This window comes from Citrobacter sp. FP75 (assembly GCF_018342065.1).
GTDB lineage: Bacteria > Pseudomonadota > Gammaproteobacteria > Enterobacterales > Enterobacteriaceae > Citrobacter.
Map to the genome: position 1 here is coordinate 914,694 of NZ_JAFDOE010000001.1, position 20,185 is coordinate 934,878.

Annotated in this window: 19 protein-coding genes; 16 read left to right on the forward strand and 3 right to left on the reverse strand. The window is 51.8% G+C overall.

The window, feature by feature from the left end; genetic code table 11:
* The first annotated feature begins 53 nt into the window (after positions 1-53).
* A complete protein-coding gene (locus tag JQ822_RS04535; protein WP_135322286.1) occupies positions 54-305 on the forward strand; it encodes a DUF2766 family protein in 252 nt (83 codons plus the stop codon).
* A gap of 80 nt (positions 306-385) precedes the next feature.
* Here the strand turns inward: JQ822_RS04535 and JQ822_RS04540 are convergent, their stop codons facing one another.
* Positions 386-889 carry a non-heme ferritin-like protein gene (locus JQ822_RS04540; protein WP_213132451.1) on the reverse strand — a complete coding sequence of 168 codons (504 nt, stop codon included), beginning with the start codon at positions 887-889 and terminating at the stop codon, positions 386-388.
* 501 nt (positions 890-1,390) lie between these two features.
* Here JQ822_RS04540 and JQ822_RS04545 point away from each other — a divergent pair.
* From JQ822_RS04545 to otsA, 6 genes are all read left to right on the forward strand, one after another.
* Positions 1,391-1,948, forward strand: coding sequence for a DJ-1/PfpI family protein (locus tag JQ822_RS04545; protein WP_213132452.1), 558 nt, complete (start codon positions 1,391-1,393; stop codon positions 1,946-1,948).
* 317 nt (positions 1,949-2,265) lie between these two features.
* Positions 2,266-3,255, forward strand: a complete 990-nt coding sequence (locus JQ822_RS04550; protein ID WP_096757470.1) for an arabinose ABC transporter substrate-binding protein — start codon at positions 2,266-2,268, stop codon at positions 3,253-3,255.
* Positions 3,256-3,320: 65 nt separating this feature from the next.
* On the forward strand, positions 3,321-4,835 hold the full coding sequence (gene araG / locus JQ822_RS04555; RefSeq protein ID WP_213132453.1) for an L-arabinose ABC transporter ATP-binding protein AraG: 1,515 nt from the start codon (positions 3,321-3,323) through the stop codon (positions 4,833-4,835).
* 14 nt (positions 4,836-4,849) lie between these two features.
* Positions 4,850-5,836, forward strand: coding sequence for an L-arabinose ABC transporter permease AraH (gene araH / locus JQ822_RS04560; RefSeq protein WP_135322282.1), 987 nt, complete (start codon positions 4,850-4,852; stop codon positions 5,834-5,836).
* A gap of 164 nt (positions 5,837-6,000) precedes the next feature.
* Positions 6,001-6,804, forward strand: a complete 804-nt coding sequence (gene otsB, locus JQ822_RS04565) for a trehalose-phosphatase (protein WP_213132454.1) — start codon at positions 6,001-6,003, stop codon at positions 6,802-6,804.
* On the forward strand, positions 6,779-8,200 hold the full coding sequence (otsA, locus tag JQ822_RS04570) for an alpha,alpha-trehalose-phosphate synthase (RefSeq protein WP_213132455.1): 1,422 nt from the start codon (positions 6,779-6,781) through the stop codon (positions 8,198-8,200). Before otsB ends, otsA begins: the two co-directional genes overlap by 26 nt.
* Positions 8,201-8,217: 17 nt before the next feature.
* Here the strand turns inward: otsA and uspC are convergent, their stop codons facing one another.
* Positions 8,218-8,646: a universal stress protein UspC gene (uspC, locus tag JQ822_RS04575; protein ID WP_213132456.1), complete on the reverse strand. Its 429-nt coding sequence runs from the start codon at positions 8,644-8,646 to the stop codon at positions 8,218-8,220.
* 795 nt (positions 8,647-9,441) lie between these two features.
* On the opposite strand from uspC, the gene flhD reads away from it, so the two are divergent.
* The 6 genes from flhD to cheW all read left to right on the forward strand — a co-directional run bounded on the left by flhD (position 9,442) and on the right by cheW (position 14,857).
* Positions 9,442-9,783, forward strand: coding sequence for a flagellar transcriptional regulator FlhD (gene flhD, locus JQ822_RS04580; RefSeq protein ID WP_137399382.1), 342 nt, complete (start codon positions 9,442-9,444; stop codon positions 9,781-9,783).
* Entirely contained in the window at positions 9,780-10,364 is a 585-nt protein-coding gene (gene flhC, locus JQ822_RS04585; protein ID WP_135322278.1) for a flagellar transcriptional regulator FlhC, read from the forward strand. The genes flhD and flhC overlap by 4 nt, the downstream gene beginning before the upstream one ends.
* A gap of 125 nt (positions 10,365-10,489) precedes the next feature.
* A complete protein-coding gene (motA, locus tag JQ822_RS04590) occupies positions 10,490-11,377 on the forward strand; it encodes a flagellar motor stator protein MotA (protein WP_213132457.1) in 888 nt (295 codons plus the stop codon).
* A complete protein-coding gene (gene motB, locus JQ822_RS04595) occupies positions 11,374-12,303 on the forward strand; it encodes a flagellar motor protein MotB (protein WP_135322276.1) in 930 nt (309 codons plus the stop codon). Before motA ends, motB begins: the two co-directional genes overlap by 4 nt.
* Before the next feature lie 4 nt (positions 12,304-12,307).
* Positions 12,308-14,332 carry a chemotaxis protein CheA gene (cheA, locus tag JQ822_RS04600; RefSeq protein ID WP_213132458.1) on the forward strand — a complete coding sequence of 675 codons (2,025 nt, stop codon included), beginning with the start codon at positions 12,308-12,310 and terminating at the stop codon, positions 14,330-14,332.
* A gap of 21 nt (positions 14,333-14,353) precedes the next feature.
* Positions 14,354-14,857, forward strand: a complete 504-nt coding sequence (gene cheW, locus JQ822_RS04605; RefSeq protein WP_115258791.1) for a chemotaxis protein CheW — start codon at positions 14,354-14,356, stop codon at positions 14,855-14,857.
* Between the two features lie 69 nt (positions 14,858-14,926).
* Here the strand turns inward: cheW and JQ822_RS04610 are convergent, their stop codons facing one another.
* Positions 14,927-16,186 (reverse strand): dicarboxylate/amino acid:cation symporter, encoded by a 1,260-nt coding sequence (locus JQ822_RS04610; protein ID WP_213132459.1) that lies wholly within the window; start codon positions 16,184-16,186, stop codon positions 14,927-14,929.
* A 265-nt stretch (positions 16,187-16,451) separates the two neighbouring features.
* Here JQ822_RS04610 and tar point away from each other — a divergent pair, with 265 nt between their 5' ends.
* The 3 genes from tar to cheB all read left to right on the forward strand — a co-directional run bounded on the left by tar (position 16,452) and on the right by cheB (position 20,185).
* Positions 16,452-18,113, forward strand: a complete 1,662-nt coding sequence (gene tar, locus JQ822_RS04615; RefSeq protein WP_213132460.1) for a methyl-accepting chemotaxis protein II — start codon at positions 16,452-16,454, stop codon at positions 18,111-18,113.
* Positions 18,114-18,266: 153 nt separating this feature from the next.
* Positions 18,267-19,139, forward strand: a complete 873-nt coding sequence (gene cheR / locus JQ822_RS04620) for a protein-glutamate O-methyltransferase CheR (protein WP_213132461.1) — start codon at positions 18,267-18,269, stop codon at positions 19,137-19,139.
* Complete coding sequence (gene cheB, locus JQ822_RS04625; RefSeq protein ID WP_213132462.1) at positions 19,136-20,185, forward strand: protein-glutamate methylesterase/protein glutamine deamidase; 1,050 nt, start codon at positions 19,136-19,138, stop codon at positions 20,183-20,185. Before cheR ends, cheB begins: the two co-directional genes overlap by 4 nt.

Genomic DNA, 20,185 nt, shown 5'->3' on the forward strand with positions numbered 1-20,185 from the left:
TCGTTTCGCGCGCTGAATGGGTACTATGGCGACCTTTCTATAAGGAGCTCACTATGTCCCAAACACTGAATGCCGATCAGGAACTCCTCTCGGACGTTGTTGCCTGTCAGCTGGTTATCAAGCAAATTCTGGATGTTATTGATGTTATTGCCCCGGTAGAAGTGCGGGAAAAAATGTCCAGCCAGCTGAAAAGCATCGATTTTTCCAGTCATCCAGCGGGAGCCGATCCGGTTACGATGCGCGCAATTCAAAAGGCCGTTGCGTTGATCGAACTGAAATTCACGCCGCAGAGTGAGTCTCACTAAAATAAACCGTTGTTTCAGGTTTTAGAAAGGTTTTTTTGCGCCTCGCGGAAAGGGAGGCGCAGATTGGGTGATGCCAGGTATTAGTGCTGCTGGTAATTAACCACGTTTAGCAGGTGCTTATCCGTTTGCGCCATGCACAGCCCGGCGCGTTTGGCACTACGCACCTCATCAAGAATCGTTTGTAACAGCACGCCATCCTGCTGCTGTTCTTTTTCCAGATCATGAAGAAAATCAACGGTTGGGGCATCATTCAATGCTTCCGCTTCGTTCGTTAAGCGTGACAGCGTGCTGGCTCGCTGTTGATATTCATCCAGCGTTTTCTGAAATAACTCTTCAAGGCAAGTCAGCTCATTGCCAGGCACGTCGATGGCTTTGACAATGGGGTTGGCGCCCGCGCTTTTCATAAAATTAAACACGCGCATCATTTGCGTGACGTTACTCTGCGCCTGCGTGCGCAGAAACATTGCGGTGCCGGTCAGACTGTGCTCATAGCACCATTCGCTGAGGTGAAGGTAGAGGTTTGATGCGTAAAACTCAAGGTTCATTTGGGTGTTGAGTTTATGAACAATTCCAACTGCAGCCATATCAATATCCTTATTTCCAGAAAGGGAAATGTACGTTACTCACGTCAGTACAACGGGCTGTCGTTGCACTTTACATCTACGTACACGTAATACTGTTAGCAGAATAAATCCGTTCCGCCGGTCCTTTGTGTGATCAATGAGGCAATTCTATGCCGATCGCAAATAAGCATAGCGCCAGCCTGGACATAAGAAAATCCTTAAAACCACGTATTTATGTTTTTTTACATATTGTCATAAGAATATTTTCTAACTTAACGTTTTGATGTAGATCGATGTTGAATGTAACGATATGATTTTAATTATGTTAAAGTTAAATTCTCATTATGAAATGGTGTTTCATGTCGCAAAATTAAATTTCACGGCGAAGTATCCTTTACGTTGCTGCTCATTATTTGACGCCATTTATTGCGCCAGATCATTTTTAATGAATTGCAATAACCAAACGGAATCAATAATTCGGCATTTATTGTTTTATTATGTCGATAATACGAGGAATGAGGTATGAAAAAGGTTGCGGTGCTACTGGCATCCGGTTTTGAAGAGGCTGAAGCCATTGTCACGATTGATATTCTGCGTCGGCTGCACATTGACGTTGAGACGCTGGCCTGCGCTGAGTCGCGCGCGGTGGTGAGCTATCACGATATCCCAATGGTGACCGACAGCACACTGACTGCCCGCCAGGAGATGATTTATGACGCTGTGGTATTACCCGGAGGGCCGCAGGGCAGTGTTAACCTGGCCACCAGCGATGCGGTTATCCAGTTTATTACCCGTCATGATGACGCCGGAAAGCTGATTTGCCCGGTTTGCTCGGCGGCGGCCCGGGTATTGGGTGGAAACGGTTTGCTGAAAGGGCGTCGCTACGTATGTTCGGGGGATTTATGGCAAAACCTCACGGACGGTGAGTACGTCGATGCGCCGGTGGTCGTGGATGGCAATCTGATCAGCGGCAAAGGCTTAGGCCATATTTTTGATTTTGCTTTCACCGTGTCTGCCCGCCTGTTGGAAGATGATGCTCCTGTTCGCGATCATGCAGAGCATATTTATTATCCCTGGTAGCCATTACGTTCCCGAATGCCTTATCTTCGGGAACAAGGATTCACTGGCTGACCTTATGGACTAATCTGCTACACCTCGTTTTTCCCATCGAAAAAAACGCGTTTTTTTATGTCATTTCCCACTGAATTTATGTACGCAATTACTGTAATTCTGTGGTGTGATGCCGCTCTCTTATGGAGAATCAATTTCCCGCTACAACTACTCTCAGCACTGGCATTGATCTTATCAATAAAAGGTAATGCCTTGTTTTATGTCCGAATTACAAAAAATCGTCTGATTTTACCCTACATAAAAGAACGTTAAAGCTGGAGTTAACCATGCACAAATTCACTAAAGCGCTGGCGGCCATCGGTCTGGCTGCCGTTATGTCACAATCCGCTATCGCTGAATCCATGAAGCTCGGTTTCCTGGTCAAACAGCCGGAGGAACCCTGGTTCCAGACTGAATGGAAATTTGCGGATAAAGCCGGTAAAGATCTTGGTTTTGAAGTGATTAAGATTGCTGTCCCGGATGGTGAGAAAACCCTGAATGCCATCGACAGCCTTGCGGCAAGTGGGGCAAAGGGGTTCGTTATTTGTACGCCGGATCCCAAACTCGGGCCTGCGATTATGGCTAAGGCGCGTGGCTACGACATGAAAGTCATCGCCGTCGATGACCAGTTTGCCAACGCCAAAGGTAAACCAATGGACACCGTGCCGCTGGTGATGATGGCGGCAACTAAAATTGGTGAGCGCCAGGGGCAGGAATTGTACAAAGAAATGCAAAAACGCGGTTGGGATGTGAAATCTTCCGCCGTGATGGCGATTACCGCTAACGAACTGGATACCGCGCGTCGTCGTACATCCGGCTCCATGGACGCGCTCAAAGCCGCGGGCTTCCCGGAAAAACAGATCTATCAGGTTCCCACCAAATCCAATGATATCCCCGGCGCATTCGACGCCGCGAACTCCATGCTGGTTCAGCATCCTGAAGTTAAACACTGGCTGATTGTTGGGATGAACGACAACACCGTATTGGGCGGCGTGCGTGCGACCGAAGGGCAGGGCTTTAAAGCACCGAACGTAATTGGCATCGGCATTAACGGCGTCGATGCCATTAGCGAACTGTCGAAAGGCGAAGCAACCGGATTCTACGGCTCACTGCTGCCAAGCCCGGACGTACATGGCTATAAATCCAGTGAAATGCTCTACAACTGGGTAACCAAAGGCGCTGAGCCACCGGCATTTACTGAAGTGACGGATGTGGTGCTGATCACCCGCGATAACTTCAAAGAAGAGCTGGCGAAAAAAGGCTTAGGCGGCAAGTAATACTCAATGCCGGATAAGACCTGAACGTATCTTATCCGGCAACAGATTAGATTCACGGAGACGTTATGCAACAGTCTACCCCGTATCTCTCATTTCGCGGCATTGGCAAAACCTTCCCTGGCGTTAAGGCGCTGACGGATATTAGCTTCGACTGCTTTGCCGGTCAGGTGCATGCACTGATGGGTGAAAATGGCGCCGGGAAATCAACATTATTAAAAATTCTCAGCGGTAACTATGCGCCAACGACGGGATCTTTGGTGATCCGCGGCCAGGAGGTTTCGTTTGCCGATACCACCACCGCGCTGAACGCCGGTGTCGCCATTATTTACCAGGAGCTGCACCTGGTGCCGGAAATGACCGTCGCCGAGAATATCTATTTAGGCCAGCTTCCCCACAAGGGTGGGATTGTGAATCGCTCGTTGTTGAATTACGAAGCCGGTCTGCAGCTAAAACATCTGGGGATGGACATTGATCCAGCCACCCCACTGAAATATCTCTCCATCGGTCAGTGGCAAATGGTGGAGATTGCAAAAGCGTTGGCGCGTAACGCCAAAATTATCGCTTTCGATGAACCTACCAGTTCTCTTTCCGCAAGGGAGATTGAAAATCTGTTCCGCGTTATTCGTGAACTGCGCAACGAGGGACGCATCATTCTGTATGTTTCGCACCGTATGGAAGAGATTTTCGCTCTCAGCGATGCCATTACCGTGTTTAAAGATGGTCAGTACGTTAAGACGTTTACGGACATGCAGCAGGTTGATCACGAGGCGTTGGTTCAGGCTATGGTGGGGCGTGACCTTGGTGACATCTACGGCTGGAAATCCAGACCGTATGGCGCTGAACGTCTGCGCTTGCATGACGTTAAAGCGCCAGGCGTACGCAAGCCGATCAGTTTGTCGGTGCGCAGCGGTGAAATCGTCGGGCTGTTTGGCCTGGTTGGGGCCGGTCGTAGCGAACTGATGAAAGGATTGTTTGGCGGGACGCGGATCACCGAAGGCCAGGTATTTATTGATGAAAAACCGATTGATATCCGTAAACCCAGCCACGCGATTGAAGCGGGCATGATGCTATGCCCGGAAGACCGCAAAGCTGAAGGAATTATTCCGGTCCATTCGGTGCGTAACAACATCAACATTAGCGCCCGGCGAAAGCATGTTCTGGGCGGATGCGTGATCAACAACTGCTGGGAAGAAAGCAACGCTGACCATCATATCCGCTCGCTCAACATTAAAACGCCGGGCGCGGAGCAACTGATCATGAACCTCTCCGGGGGAAATCAGCAGAAGGCGATTCTTGGCCGCTGGTTGTCGGAAGATATGAAGGTGATTTTGCTTGATGAGCCAACGCGCGGCATTGATGTGGGCGCGAAGCATGAAATTTATAACGTTATTTATGCCCTGGCGGCGCGCGGTGTTGCCGTGCTGTTTGCCTCCAGTGACCTGCCGGAAGTTCTCGGTGTCGCCGACCGTATCGTGGTGATGAGAGAAGGTGAAATTGCCGGTGTGTTGCTTCACGAACAGGCGGATGAGCGTCAGGCGTTGAGCCTTGCTATGCCTAAAGTCAGCCAGGCTGTAGCCTGAGTAAGGAGAGTATGATGTCTTCCGTTTCTACATCGGGTTCTGGCGCAGCCAAATCAGCGCTAAATCTTGGCAGAATTTGGGATCAGTATGGGATGCTGGTGGTTTTTGCCGTGCTGTTCCTCGTGTGCGCCCTCTTTGTGCCAAACTTTGCTTCTTTTATTAATATGAAGGGGCTCGGACTGGCGGTTTCCATGTCGGGTATGGTGGCGTGTGGGATGCTGTTTTGCCTGGCTTCCGGTGACTTTGACCTCTCCGTCGCGTCTGTGATTGCCTGTGCCGGGGTCACGACTGCGGTGGTCATCAATATGACCGAAAGTCTGTGGATTGGCGTTGCCGCGGGACTGCTGCTGGGCGTTCTTTGCGGCCTGGTGAACGGTTTTGTCATTGCACGTTTAAAAATAAATGCGCTGATTACCACACTTGCGACGATGCAGATTGTGCGCGGTCTGGCCTACATTATCTCTGACGGTAAAGCGGTCGGTATTGAAGACGAGCGCTTCTTCGCCCTCGGCTACGCTAACTGGCTGGGGCTGCCTGCTCCTATCTGGTTAACAGTTGGCTGCTTCATTATTTTTGGCTTACTGCTGAATAAAACCACCTTTGGCCGTAACACGCTGGCCATTGGCGGTAATGAAGAGGCGGCGCGTCTGGCGGGTGTTCCGGTGGTCCGCACCAAGATCATCATCTTCATCCTTTCCGGTCTGGTCTCGGCGGTCGCGGGGATTATCCTGGCGTCGCGTATGACCAGTGGTCAGCCAATGACGTCTATCGGCTATGAGCTGATTGTGATTTCAGCGTGCGTGCTGGGGGGCGTTTCGCTCAAAGGCGGCATCGGAAAAATCTCATATGTGGTGGCCGGGGTGCTGATCCTCGGGACGGTGGAAAACGCGATGAACCTGCTGAACATTTCTCCGTTCGCCCAGTACGTGGTGCGAGGCTTAATCCTGTTGGCGGCGGTGATCTTCGACCGTTACAAGCAAAAAGCGAAGCGCACCATTTGATGATTTAACACCCAACTTTTTAGTCTAGCTTCTCTCCATCGCCAGCCGCTATACCGGCTGGCGATTGTTTTTGCAAATGGCGAGCCTGGTCACACTGTCTATACTTATACCCGTATTCGGCGCGATCCGCGCGTCGCACAGACAATGATAAGGAGAAGAACCGGGTGACAGCATCGCGAACCGTACCCCCTGAACTATCCGCAAACTGTGCTTATTTTTTTGATCTTGATGGAACACTGGCTGAGATCAAGCCGCATCCCGATCAGGTCATCGTCCCGCAGACGATCCTGCAATTATTACATCGCTTAGCGACGGACAATGCGGGAGCACTGGCATTGATTTCAGGGCGCTCAATGGCTGAACTTGACGCACTCACGCAGCCTTTTTGTTTTCCGCTTGCCGGAGTGCATGGAGCCGAACGCCGCGACATCAATGGTCACACCCATATTGTGAGTCTTCCTCATAACGTCGAACGCGACATTAGCGCGTTATTGCAGGCTGCGCTGGCAGGTTTGCCCGGAACGACGCTGGAGACAAAAGGCATGGCGTTTGCTCTGCATTATCGACAGGCCCCGCAGCATGAAGCCGCGCTGTTGGCGTTGGCGGAACGCATCACGCGCAGATGGCCGCAACTCGCCCTGCAGCCAGGTAAATGTGTGGTTGAGATCAAGCCTAAGGGCACGAACAAAGGGGAAGCGATTGCCGCATTCATGCAGGAAGCGCCTTTTGCCGGACGTCTCCCTGTTTTTGTCGGCGATGATTTAACGGATGAATCGGGCTTCGGTGTGGTCAACCGCGCTGACGGCGTTTCCGTGAAGGTGGGAAGCGGCGCGACCCAGGCGGTGTGGCGTCTGGCTGGCGTAACGGACGTCTGGCGCTGGCTGGAGCAGATTACCTGTCCACAGCAAGAACAAAAAGTAACGAATGACAGGAGTGATGACCATGAGTCGTTTAGTCGTAGTCTCTAATCGAGTTGCCTCACCGGATGACAAAGGTAGTGCTGGCGGCCTGGCGGTTGGCGTGCTGGGGGCATTGAAAACGGCGGGTGGGTTGTGGTTTGGCTGGAGCGGTGAGACGGGTAATGAAGACAACCCGTTAAAAAAAGTCACTCGTGGCAATATCACCTGGGCATCGTTTAATCTGAGTGAGCAGGATTACGAAGAGTATTACTGCCAGTTTTCGAATGCCGTCTTATGGCCTGCCTTTCACTATCGTCTGGATCTGGTTCAGTTTCAGCGTCCGGCATGGGAAGGTTATCAGCGGGTCAACACGTTATTGGTCGATAAACTGCTGCCCTTACTTAATGATGACGACATCATCTGGGTTCATGATTACCATCTCTTACCGTTTGCGAGTGAGCTGCGTAAACGAGGTGTGAACAATCGCATCGGTTTTTTCCTGCATATTCCTTTCCCGACGCCGGAGATATTTAACGCGCTGCCTCCGCATGATGTGCTGCTTGAGCAATTGTGTGATTTTGACTTACTGGGATTCCAGACTGAGAACGACCGTCAGGCTTTTATTGACGCTTTGAGTGTACAAACCAGGGTAACCACGCGCGGCGACAATCACCACCAGGCCTGGAACAAGGCGTTCCGTACCCAGGTCTATCCTATCGGCATTGCGCCTGATGAAATTGCCCGCCAGGCGGCCGGGCCACTACCGCCAAAAATGGCGCAGCTCAAGGCCGAGCTAAAAAACGTGAAGAATATATTTTCGGTTGAGCGTCTGGACTACTCCAAAGGCTTGCCGGAGCGGTTTCAGGCCTATGAGGCACTGCTGGAACGTTACCCCCAGCACCACGGTAAAATTCGCTATACCCAAATAGCGCCGACGTCGCGTGAAGAGGTGCAGGCCTACCAGGATATACGCCACCAACTGGAGACGGAAGCAGGGCGCATCAACGGAAAATATGGGCAACTTGGGTGGACGCCGCTCTACTATTTGAACCAGTATTTTGACCGTAAATTGCTGATGAAGATATTCCGCTACTCGGATGTCGGGCTGGTGACGCCATTGCGGGATGGGATGAACCTGGTTGCCAAAGAGTTCGTGGCAGCGCAAGATCCTGTCAACCCAGGCGTGCTGGTGTTATCGCAATTCGCCGGGGCAGCGCATGAACTGACCTCCGCGCTGATTGTTAATCCTTATGATCGCGATGATGTCGCAAACGCATTAAACCGCGCGTTAACCATGCCGCTTGCCGAACGTATATCCCGCCACGCCGAGATGCTGGACATTATCGTTAAAAATGATATCAACAACTGGCAGGCGAGTTTTATTCACGATTTAAAAAAGGTCACGCCGCGTCAGGCTGAAAGCCAGCCGCACGACACCGTGGCTGACTTTCCAAAACTGGCCTGACGGCGAGTATACCGCCATTAATCACCCGCCAGCGGTACCAATAACACATCGACCTGACTGGCGCTGACCACGCTTTTCGCGGAGCAGGATGCTCGCGAAAAGAAGCTGTGGTTATGGTTGCCATAAATGACGAGATCGACGGCGTGTTTGCGGCAGATATCCAGAATATGTTCATTGAGTGCACCATAGGTAATAAAGGTGTGCTCAATGGGGTACTGCGCCTCATGGGTGAGCTTGTCGATAAAATTTTGCGTCTCTTCTTGCATCACATCACGCAGGTCTTCCAGCATGGGGGCCGCGAACTGGTTATACAGCTCGGGATCCGAGACCAGGGTTATCAGGCTAATACGGGCGTTGACAGGACGAGCGATAGAAACGGCTTTTGCTAACAGCTGGTGGCTTTCGGGGGTGGCGGCAACCGCGACAAGAATGTGCGTATAGCTCATAACTCGCTCCTTAAATACAAGAATTATGAGGGGATGTTTAGCATTACTCCAGGTCCCTCCATACTGCAACGTTTTATGCGGCAATAGTGTGAATGTCATCATGATTATTCATTAATTATTCTTATAAATAGAATAATCACATCACATAAGCTGAAAATTCGTTCAGCGGATTTAAGTGAAACTCACCGCTAATGAAAACAATATGTTAATAAAAAATAAACAATAATTAACATTTGGCATATCGTTACGGCGCGGTATTAATTAATTAAGCTGAATGTTTAAGTTGTTGTTTCTAAAGAGATAAACTTAAGTAGTGGTTTATTGTAAATCTGTGATCCAGCTCGTTATTTCTTTGTGTGATATTAACTGCGGTAAACAAAAGACGATTCGCTTTTAATGCAAGAATATTCACAGGCATGGAATCGAAAGTCATAGCAACTGCTCGTAAAATAATCAAAATAAAAGCTGTGCTGATGGATTTATGTTAAACGTTCAGCTAATTTATGTGATCTGTGTCACATATTCTTTAAATTCGCAGCATAGCTCCGTTGTATGTGTAACTGACGGCGGGTAGAGTTGCGTCGAATTAGGAAAAATCTTAGTCATTTGTAAGAATTGATGTGAGCTTGTAAGGAGCGCGGCCTTCTTAAAAAGGGATGTTTACACAACGCGTAAATGCCGTAACGTTGCTATGTATTTGACCTTTTGCTTTTTTTTTTACCGGGCTTTCCCGGCGACATCACGGGGTGCGGTTCTACCGCATAAAAATAATGTTGGTTATTATGGATGCAAATAATGCATACATCCGAGTTGCTGAAACACATTTATGACATAAATTTGTCATATTTATTGCTTGCACAGCGTCTAATCGTTCAGGACAAGGCTTCCGCGATGTTTCGCCTTGGTATCAGCGAAGAGATGGCGGACACGTTGGGAACATTAACCCTTCCTCAAATGGTCAAACTGGCTGAAACAAACCAACTGGTATGTCATTTCCGTTTTGACGATCATCAAACTGTTACCCGCCTGACGCAAGACTCCCGCGTTGACGATCTTCAGCAAATTCATACAGGTATCATGCTTTCAACACGTCTGTTAAGCGACATCAATGATGCGGCGCGTAAGAAAAGGGCTTGATGATGAGCGAAAAAAGCATCGTTCAGGAAGCGCGTGATATCCAGTTAGCCATGGAATTAATCACACTGGGTGCCCGTTTGCAAATGCTGGAAAGCGAAACGCAACTCAGCCGTGGTCGCCTCATCAAGCTGTATAAAGAATTACGCGGTAGCCCTCCGCCGAAAGGGATGCTTCCTTTTTCAACCGACTGGTTTATGACGTGGGAGCAAAATATCCATGCTTCTATGTTCTGTAATGCATGGCAGTTTCTTCTCAAAACAGGTCTGTGCAGCGGCGTAGATGCCGTTATTAAAGCGTATCGTTTGTATCTTGAACAATGCCCGCAACCGGCTGAAGGGCCGCTACTCGCCTTAACTCGCGCGTGGACGCTTGTCCGTTTTGTCGACAGCGGGTTGTTAGAACTGTCTACCTGTAACTGCTGCGGCGGAAATTTTATTACTCACGCGCACCAGCCCGCAGGCAGCTTTGCCTGCAGTTTATGCCAGCCGCCATCGCGCGCCGTAAAAAGACGTAAACTTTCCCAGAATGCTGCCGATATTATTCCACAACTGCTGGATGAACAGATCGAACAGGCTGTTTAACTGATACGGTGTGGATAGACACTCCAGCAGCGGTAAGCGATTACCGCTGCTTTTTTTTGTCCTGACCTTTGAGTTAACTGCCCGACTGCGCATCCTGTCATAGTCAATTGCGTAAGGATGATATCGTGCTGATCTTATTAGGTTACCTGGTTGTTATTGGTACAGTTTTCGGCGGCTATATGATGACCGGCGGACACCTTGGGGCACTCTATCAACCGGCTGAGCTGGTGATCATCGGTGGCGCGGGTATTGGGGCATTCATTGTCGGTAATAACGGCAAAGCCATTAAAGGGACGATGAAAGCGATCCCACTGCTCTTTCGTCGCTCGAAATACACCAAAGCCATGTATATGGATCTGCTGGCGCTACTGTATCGCCTGATGGCCAAGTCACGCCAGCAGGGCATGTTTTCGCTTGAGCGCGATATCGAAAACCCCAAAGAAAGTGAAATTTTCGCCAGCTACCCGCGCATTATTGCGGATGCCGTAATGCTTGATTTTATTGTCGATTATTTGCGTCTGATCATCAGCGGCAACATGAACACGTTTGAAATTGAAGCGCTGATGGACGAAGAAATTGAAACGCATGAGAGTGAGTCGGAAGTCCCGGCCAACAGTCTGGCGATGGTCGGTGATTCATTACCGGCTTTCGGTATCGTCGCGGCAGTGATGGGCGTGGTCCACGCGCTGGCCTCGGCCGATCGCCCGGCGGCAGAACTGGGGGCGCTTATCGCACATGCCATGGTGGGGACGTTCCTCGGCATTTTACTGGCGTATGGTTTTATTTCTCCGCTCGCCAGCGTCCTGCGTCAGAAAAGCGCTGAAACAACCAAAATGATGCAATGCGTGAAGATAACCCTGCTTTCCAACCTGAATGGCTACGCTCCGCCGATTGCCGTCGAGTTTGGTCGTAAGACGTTGTATTCCAGCGAACGTCCGTCGTTTATCGAACTGGAAGAACATGTTCGTGCGGTGAGAAACCCAACTGCGCAGCAAACGACCGAGGAAGCATGAAAAATCAGGCCCATCCCATTATCGTCGTCAAGCGACGTAAACATAAAAGTCACGGTGGTGGGGCGCATGGTTCATGGAAAATTGCCTACGCCGACTTTATGACCGCGATGATGGCCTTCTTTCTGGTGATGTGGCTCATTTCCATTTCCAGCCCGAAAGAACTGATCCAGATTGCCGAATATTTCCGTACGCCTCTGGCCACTGCGGTCACCGGTGGAAATCGTATTTCAAACAGCCAAAGCCCGATCCCTGGCGGAGGGGATGATTACACCCAACAGCAGGGGGAAGTGAACCGGCAGCCGAATATCGACGAGCTGAGAAAGCGCATGGAGCAAAGTCGCCTGAGTAAATTACGCGGCGACCTGGACCAGCTTATCGAGTCCGATCCTAAGCTGCGCGCGCTGCGCCCGCATTTGAAGATCGATCTGGTGCAGGAAGGGTTGCGTATTCAGATAATTGACAGTCAGAACCGCCCGATGTTTAAGACCGGGAGCGCCGAGGTTGAACCGTATATGCGCGATATCCTGCGGGCCATTGCACCGGTTTTGAACGACATCCCAAACCGAATCAGCTTGTCCGGTCATACGGATGATTATCCTTATGCCAACGGTGAGAAAGGCTACAGCAACTGGGAGCTGTCGGCAGACCGCGCCAACGCTTCGCGCCGCGAACTGGTTAGCGGGGGGCTGGACACGGGGAAAGTATTACGGGTGGTAGGCATGGCCGCCACGATGCGTCTGAGCGATCGCGGTCCTGAGGACGCCATCAACCGCCGTATAAGTCTGCTGGTGCTGAATAAGCAGGCAGAAGAGGCCATTTTGCATGAAAACGCTGAAAGCCAGAATGAGCCGGTAAGTGTCTTACAACAGCCAGCGGTTGTTCCGCCGGCAAGCGTTCCCACATCGCCACCAGCCAATCCGAGGTGATAGCGTGAGCATGGATATTAGCGATTTTTATCAGACCTTTTTTGATGAAGCTGACGAACTGTTGGCTGACATGGAGCAGCACCTGCTTGATTTGGTTCCTGAATCTCCAGATTCCGAGCAACTGAATGCCATTTTTCGTGCGGCGCACTCAATTAAAGGCGGGGCGGGCACCTTCGGCTTTACTATTTTGCAGGAAACGACCCATTTAATGGAGAACCTGCTGGATGAAGCGCGGCGGGGCGAGATGCAGCTCAATGCCGACATTATCAACCTGTTTTTGGAAACAAAAGATATTATGCAAGAACAGCTCGACGCCTATAAAAGCTCAGAAGAGCCCGATGCCGCCAGCTTTGAGTACATTTGTCAGGCGCTACGACAGTTAGCGCTCGAAGCAAAAGGCGAAACTGCACCCGCGGTCGTCAATGCCGCAAAACTGAGCGTTGTTGACGGCACGACGATGCAGGAAGAGACGATTGCGCAGGACACTGTCGCCCTTGACGAAGTGAAAAAACGAATTGTCCTCTCGCGTCTGAAAACCGGTGAAGTGGATTTACTGGAAGAAGAACTGGGGAACCTGGCGACCTTAACGGATGTGGTCAAAAGCAGCGATACGCTGTCGGCAACGATCGAGGGTGACCTCGCGGAAGATGACATCATCGCGGTGCTCTGCTTTGTAATAGAAGCCGACCAGATTGAGTTTACCACCGTCGCGGATGCCCCCGTTGAGGCGGTAACCGTGGCGGATGAACTGCAGCCGGTTGCCGTTGTCCCGGCGGTTAAAGCCGCCGCCAGCGAGCCGGTTCAGGGGCGCGTCGAGCGAGAAAAACCCGCGCGGGCCAGCGAATCCACCAGTATTCGCGTGGCGGTCGAGAAGGTCGATCAGCTGATTAACCTGGTGGGTGAACTGGTGATCACGCAGTCGATGCTGGCCCAGCGTTCTAACGAACTGGATCCGGTAAACCATGGCGATCTCATCACCAGTATGGGTCAGTTACAACGTAACGCACGCGATTTGCAAGAATCGGTGATGTCGATTCGTATGATGCCAATGGAGTATGTCTTCAGCCGCTTCCCACGTCTGGTGCGCGATCTGGCTGGCAAGCTGGGGAAACAGGTTGAGCTGACACAAATTGGTAGCTCCACCGAACTCGATAAAAGCCTGATTGAACGCATTATCGATCCGCTGACGCACCTGGTGCGCAACAGCCTCGACCACGGTATCGAACTGCCGGAAAAACGCCTCGAATCCGGGAAAAGTCCGGTCGGTAACCTGACGCTTTCTGCTGAACACCAGGGCGGAAATATTTGTATCGAAGTCACCGATGACGGCGCGGGACTGAACCGCGAGCGCATCCTGGCAAAAGCCGTATCGCAGGGTATGCCGATCCACGAAAACATGAGCGATGATGAAGTCGGCATGCTGATCTTCGCGCCGGGGTTCTCGACCGCCGAGCAGGTGACGGATGTCTCCGGTCGCGGTGTCGGGATGGACGTGGTGAAGCGAAACATCCAGGAGATGGGCGGGCATGTTGAGATCCAGTCGAAGCAGGGACAGGGTACGACCATCCGGATTTTGCTGCCGCTGACGCTGGCGATTCTGGACGGCATGTCCGTTCGCGTGGCGGATGAGGTATTCATACTGCCACTGAACGCGGTGATGGAATCGCTGCAACCGCGTGAAGAAGATCTGCACCCGCTGGCCGGGGGAGAACGCGTGCTCGAAGTACGTGGTGAATACTTACCGCTGGTTGAGTTGTGGAAAGTGTTTGAGGTTGAAGGTGCAAAAACCGAAGCGACTCAGGGCATTGTGGTGATTTTACAAAGCGCGGGACGTCGTTATGCGCTGCTGGTCGATCAACTCATTGGTCAACACCAGGTAGTGGTGAAAAACCTGGAAAGCAACTATCGCAAAGTGCCAGGCATTTCTGCCGCAACGATCCTCGGCGACGGCAGCGTCGCGCTGATTGTCGATGTCTCTGCATTGCAGGGGTTAAACCGCGAACAACGTGTGGCGATCACCGCCGCCTGATTGAGTGAGAAAGGGAATAATATGACCGGTATGAGTAATGTAACTAAACTGGCCGGCGAACCGTCAGGTCAGGAATTCCTCGTGTTTACGCTGGGGGATGAAGAGTACGGTATCGATATCCTGAAAGTGCAGGAAATCCGTGGTTATGATCAGGTGACGCGCATCGCCAATACGCCATCTTTTATTAAAGGGGTGACTAACCTGCGCGGAGTAATTGTGCCGATTGTTGATCTGCGCGTAAAGTTCAGCCAGAGCGACGTTGATTACAACGAAAACACCGTGGTGATTGTGCTGAATTTGGGTCAACGTGTGGTGGGTATCGTGGTTGATGGCGTGTCAGATGTGCTGTCGCTGACGACCGATCAAATCCGTCCGGCGCCGGAATTTGCGGTCACGCTGTCAACGGAATATCTGACAGGACTGGGCGCGCTGGGCGATCGCATGCTGATTCTGGTGAATATTGAGAAGTTGCTGAACAGCGACGAAATGGCATTGCTGGATATTGCAGCAAGTCACGTAGCGTAACCGCTTCCGGCCTACAACGACGAGCTTTGTAGGCCGGACTAGCACCGCGCCATCCGGCATTATTATCTCTTAGGCTTCCCGTTCAATCAGCTCTGGTTCTTCCTCCAGTAAACCCTCATCCTGTGCCAGCATCGCGGTGGCGATCCCGTTGCCCAATACGTTAATCGCTGAGCGGCCCATATCCAGGAAGTGGTCGATACCCATCAATAACAGAATCCCGGCGACCGGAATATTAAAGCTCGGAATCGTTGCCGCCAGCACCACCAGTGCTGAACGTGGCACACCGGCAATTCCTTTTGACGCCAGCATCAGCGTCAGCATCAGGACGGTGATTTCTGCGAAGGAAAGGTGAATGTTATAGGCCTGCGCAATAAACATCGAGGCAAAAGAGCAGTACACCATCGAGCCGACCAGGTTAAAGGAGTAGCCAATTGGCAGCACGAACGACACGATGTTGCGCGAGCAGCCAAACTTCGTGAGTTGTTCGAGCGTTTTTGGATAGGCGGCTTCAGAGCTGCTGGTGGTAAAGGCTACCAGCACCGGATCTTTCAGCATGCTGACCAGGCGGAAAACCTCTTTTTTCAACATCACATAACCGACCGCCAGCAGGACCAGGCAGGTCAGCAGAATGGCGACGTAGTAACCGCCGATGAAAGACGCATAGTTGAGCAGGATCCCTAAGCCCTGGGTGGCGATGACGGAGGAGATAGCGGCAAAAATAGCCAGCGGCGCAACATACATCACGTAGCCGGTGACTTTCAGCATAATATGGGAGACCACGTCCAGCGCGGCTACCAGCGGCGCGTTAAATTTCTCACCAAGCGAAGCTCCACCGATACCGAAGAACATCGAGAACACCACGATTTGCAGGATCTCATTATTGGCCATCGCCTCGGCGATGCTGGTCGGGATGGTGTGAGTGAGAAAACCTTTCAGGCTCATACCGCTTACGGCAAGGCCTGTATCGGTTGCCTCCAGAGGAATGGCCAGGTTGAGCCCACTCCCTGGTTGTTCAAGGGAGACAACGAAAAGACCGACCAGAATAGACAGCACGGATGAACTGATAAACCAGAGCATGGCTTTGCCCCCGACGCGACCAATGGTAGATGTCTCCCCCAGTCGCATAATGCCGACGGTCAGCGTACTGAAGACTAACGGCGCAATAACCATCTTAATCAGTCGCAAGAAAATGTCGGTGAGCAGCGTAATATTATCAGCCCAGGCGGTCACCACGCCCGGTGAGGCCCAGGAGTGGATCACTGCGCCTGACAGGATCCCCGCCAGCATAAAGACCACGATGAACAACGTGAGTTTGTTTGCGTTTGCCACTAAAAATCCCTCAGTGTTGATTTAACATGTATTTTTTAGCTACTCATTTTTTGTACTTATTAAGTGGTAGCAAAACATTCATCATATAAATTGAATTAAAGCCGGGAGGGATACAACTTTTTTTAATTTTTTATCCATTTTGTTGTGGTGCTTGTGCATCCGCGTTTTTACTCCTCTCTTTCCTGCAGGATTTCCTTTTCGCAAACGTAAAGTTCTTCGGGGGGATGCCGATAACAGTGATAACTCGTTTTCAGGAAGGTGCCTTATGTTTAACCGTATCCGCGTTGTCACAATGCTGATGATGGTGCTGGGGGTTTTCGCACTGCTACAGCTTGTTTCCGGTGGTCTGTTGTTTTCCTCATTGCAGCAGAATCAGCAAAGTTTTGTCATTTCTAACGATTTACGCCAGCAGCAAAGTGAACTCACCTCAACATGGGACTTAATGCTGCAAACGCGCATTAACCTGAGCCGCTCCTCTGCGCGCATGATGATGGATACGTCCAACCAGCAGAGTAGTGCGAAAAACGATCTGTTGAAGAATGCGAAAGGTACGCTGGAGCAGGCACAAACGCATTACGCAAAATTCAAAAACATCACGCCGTTGCCAGAGATGGCAGAAGCCAGCGCTAACGTAGATGAGAAATATCAGCAGTATCATGCGGCGTTAACGGAACTGGTGCAGTTTCTGGAAAACGGCAACATGGATGCGTACTTCGCTCAGCCGACCCAGGGAATGCAAAACGCACTGGGTGAGGCGCTCGGAAAATATGCCAGCGTCAGTGAAAAACTCTACCTTAAAGCGTTTGATGAAAGCGCACGGGATTACCATTTTGCCCAATGGCAGCTCGGCGTTCTGGCCGTAGTACTGGTGCTGATTCTGGTGGTGGTGTGGTACGGCATCCGTCATACCTTGCTTAACCCTCTTGCTCGCGTTATTGCCCATATCCGGGAGATTGCCAGCGGCAACTTAACCACCTCACTAACCGTCAGCGGTCGCAATGAAATCGGCGAACTGGCCAGTACGGTTGATCATATGCAGCGTTCGCTGATTGAAACGGTCACCCTGGTGCGCGAAGGTTCCGATGCGATTTATTCCGGTACCAGCGAAATTGCCAGTGGTAACACTGACCTTTCATCACGTACCGAGCAGCAGGCTTCTGCGCTGGAAGAGACGGCGGCCAGCATGGAACAGCTGACCGCGACGGTGAAGCAAAATGCGGACAACGCACGTCAGGCTTCTCAACTGGCGAAAAGCGCTTCCGATACCGCACAGCACGGCGGCAAGGTGGTTGATGGTGTGGTGAATACCATGCACGAAATCGCCGATAGCTCGAAGAAAATCGCCGACATCATCAGCGTTATCGATGGCATTGCCTTCCAGACTAATATTCTTGCGCTGAACGCGGCGGTCGAAGCTGCACGTGCCGGTGAGCAGGGCCGTGGTTTCGCTGTGGTGGCGGGAGAAGTACGTAATCTGGCGAGCCGTAGCGCGCAGGCGGCGAAAGAGATCAAAGCACTGATCGAAGACTCCGTTTCACGGGTCGATACCGGCTCGGTACTGGTAGAAAGCGCGGGGGAAACCATGAATGACATCGTCAATGCAGTGACCCGCGTCACCGATATCATGGGCGAAATTGCGTCGGCCTCTGATGAACAAAGCCGTGGCATTGACCAGGTTGCGCTCGCCGTGTCCGAGATGGACCGAGTGACGCAGCAGAACGCCTCGCTGGTGCAGGAGTCGGCCGCCGCCGCCGCCGCGCTTGAAGAGCAGGCCAGTCGCCTGACCCAGTCGGTGTCGGCTTTCCGCCTGGCTTCACGTCCACTGTCGGCGAAATCACGCGATGCACGACAAGCTGAGACAGCGGTTCCCGTTTCAACCTCGCGCCAGCTAAACACTGAACCCGATGGCAATTGGGAAACATTTTAACCGGTAGCCCATACCGGATAATACGTCGAACGGGCAGAGAATCTTTCTGCCTGATTCGTGTTTTTAAGCATGAAGAGCAAACCGTAACACAACACAAATTGGCGCAGCTGCTGGCTGCGCCCGTTGTATCCTGAATGTGATTGAGAAGGCGCTATGACATCATCTCTGCCCCCCGGGCAAACGTCATTATTGTTACAGATGACACAGCGCCTCGCGCTGTCTGACGCGCATTTTCGTCGGATATGTCAATTAATTTACCAGCGCGCGGGTATCGTGCTGGCCGACCACAAGCGGGATATGGTTTATAACCGCCTGGTGCGTCGCTTACGTACCCTGGAACTGGATGACTTTGGTCGCTATCTCAGCATGCTGGAAGCCAACCAGAACAGCGCTGAGTGGCAGGCTTTTATTAACTCCCTGACCACCAACCTGACCGCTTTTTTCCGCGAAGGACATCATTTTCCGGTACTGACCGACCACGCGCGTCGGCGTGGCGGCGAATACCGTGTCTGGAGCGCGGCGGCCTCTACCGGTGAGGAGCCCTACAGTATTGCGATCACGCTGGCCGATACGTTGGGTATGGCACCGGGGCGCTGGCGCGTTTTTGCCAGCGATATTGATACCGAAGTACTGGAGAAGGCCAGAAACGGCATTTATCGCCTCGATGAACTGAAAACGCTGTCGCCGCAACAGCTACAGCGTTATTTCATGCGCGGTACCGGACCGCATGAAGGGCTGGTGCGCGTGCGTCAGGAACTGGCGAGCCATGTTGAATTCTCGAGCGTGAATTTACTGGATAAAAAGTACAACGTGCCTGGCCCATTCGACGCCATATTTTGTCGTAACGTCATGATCTATTTTGATAAAACGACACAGCAGGACATTTTGCACCGTTTTGTTCCACTCCTGAAACCTGATGGGCTGCTTTTTGCCGGTCACTCAGAAAACTTTAGCAACCTTGTGCGCGAGTTTAGCCTGCGCGGACAGACGGTGTATGCGCATGCGCCAGTTAAGGATAAATCATGAGTAAAATCAGGGTTTTGTCGGTCGATGATTCCGCATTGATGCGTCAAATCATGACTGAAATTATTAACAGTCACAGCGACATGGAGATGGTCGCGACGGCACCCGATCCGCTGGTTGCCCGGGATTTAATCAAAAAATTCAATCCCGATGTCCTGACGCTGGATGTGGAAATGCCGCGCATGGACGGTCTCGATTTTCTTGAGAAGCTGATGCGTTTGCGCCCGATGCCGGTGGTGATGGTTTCTTCTCTGACCGGGAAAGGTTCGGAAGTTACGCTGCGAGCGCTGGAGTTGGGGGCGATTGATTTCGTCACTAAACCGCAGTTAGGGATCCGTGAAGGCATGCTGGCTTACAGCGAGATGATTGCCGAGAAAGTGCGCACGGCATCCCGCGCGCGTCTGACGGCGCATAAACCCATTGAGGCGCCGAAGACGCTGAAAGCGGTGCCGTTGCTCAGTTCTGAAAAACTGATCGCCATTGGCGCGTCGACCGGGGGAACGGAGGCGATACGCCATGTTTTACAGCCGCTGCCGCTTTCCAGCCCGGCTGTGATTATTACCCAGCATATGCCACCCGGTTTTACCCGTTCGTTTGCCGAACGCCTGAATAAACTGTGTCAGATAAGCGTGAAAGAGGCGGAAGATGGCGAGCGTGTGTTGCCGGGACATGCATATATCGCGCCGGGTGACAAACATATGGAGTTGGCCCGCAGCGGCGCGAACTATGTGATCAAGATTCATGATGGGCCGCCGGTCAACCGGCATCGCCCTTCTGTGGATGTGTTGTTTCATTCGGTGGCGAAACAGGCGGGGCGCAACGCCGTGGGCGTGATCCTCACGGGGATGGGCAACGATGGCGCCGCCGGAATGTTAGCGATGCACCAGGCAGGCGCCTGGACCATTGCGCAAAACGAAGCAAGTTGTGTGGTGTTCGGCATGCCGCGCGAGGCCATCAATATGGGTGGCGTGAGCGAAGTGGTCGATCTTAGCCAGGTAAGCCAGCAGATGCTGGCGAAAATCAGTGCCGGACAGGCAATACGTATTTAA

Excerpts from the sequence above, each read along its gene's own strand:
- JQ822_RS04550 (WP_096757470.1), top strand. The coding sequence starts at position 2,266 with ATGCACAAATTCACTAAAGCGCTGGCGGCCATCGGTCTGGCTGCCGTT.
- JQ822_RS04545 (WP_213132452.1), top strand. The coding sequence starts at position 1,391 with ATGAAAAAGGTTGCGGTGCTACTGGCATCCGGTTTTGAAGAGGCTGAA.
- cheR (WP_213132461.1), top strand. The coding sequence starts at position 18,267 with ATGACATCATCTCTGCCCCCCGGGCAAACGTCATTATTGTTACAGATG.
- otsA (WP_213132455.1), top strand. The coding sequence starts at position 6,779 with ATGAGTCGTTTAGTCGTAGTCTCTAATCGAGTTGCCTCACCGGATGAC.
- cheB (WP_213132462.1), top strand. The coding sequence starts at position 19,136 with ATGAGTAAAATCAGGGTTTTGTCGGTCGATGATTCCGCATTGATGCGT.
- flhD (WP_137399382.1), top strand. The coding sequence starts at position 9,442 with ATGCATACATCCGAGTTGCTGAAACACATTTATGACATAAATTTGTCA.
- araG (WP_213132453.1), top strand. The coding sequence starts at position 3,321 with ATGCAACAGTCTACCCCGTATCTCTCATTTCGCGGCATTGGCAAAACC.
- motB (WP_135322276.1), top strand. The coding sequence starts at position 11,374 with ATGAAAAATCAGGCCCATCCCATTATCGTCGTCAAGCGACGTAAACAT.
- cheW (WP_115258791.1), top strand. The coding sequence starts at position 14,354 with ATGACCGGTATGAGTAATGTAACTAAACTGGCCGGCGAACCGTCAGGT.
- tar (WP_213132460.1), top strand. The coding sequence starts at position 16,452 with ATGTTTAACCGTATCCGCGTTGTCACAATGCTGATGATGGTGCTGGGG.
- JQ822_RS04535 (WP_135322286.1), top strand. The coding sequence starts at position 54 with ATGTCCCAAACACTGAATGCCGATCAGGAACTCCTCTCGGACGTTGTT.
- uspC (WP_213132456.1), bottom strand. The coding sequence starts at position 8,646 with ATGAGCTATACGCACATTCTTGTCGCGGTTGCCGCCACCCCCGAAAGC.
- araH (WP_135322282.1), top strand. The coding sequence starts at position 4,850 with ATGTCTTCCGTTTCTACATCGGGTTCTGGCGCAGCCAAATCAGCGCTA.
- JQ822_RS04540 (WP_213132451.1), bottom strand. The coding sequence starts at position 889 with ATGGCTGCAGTTGGAATTGTTCATAAACTCAACACCCAAATGAACCTT.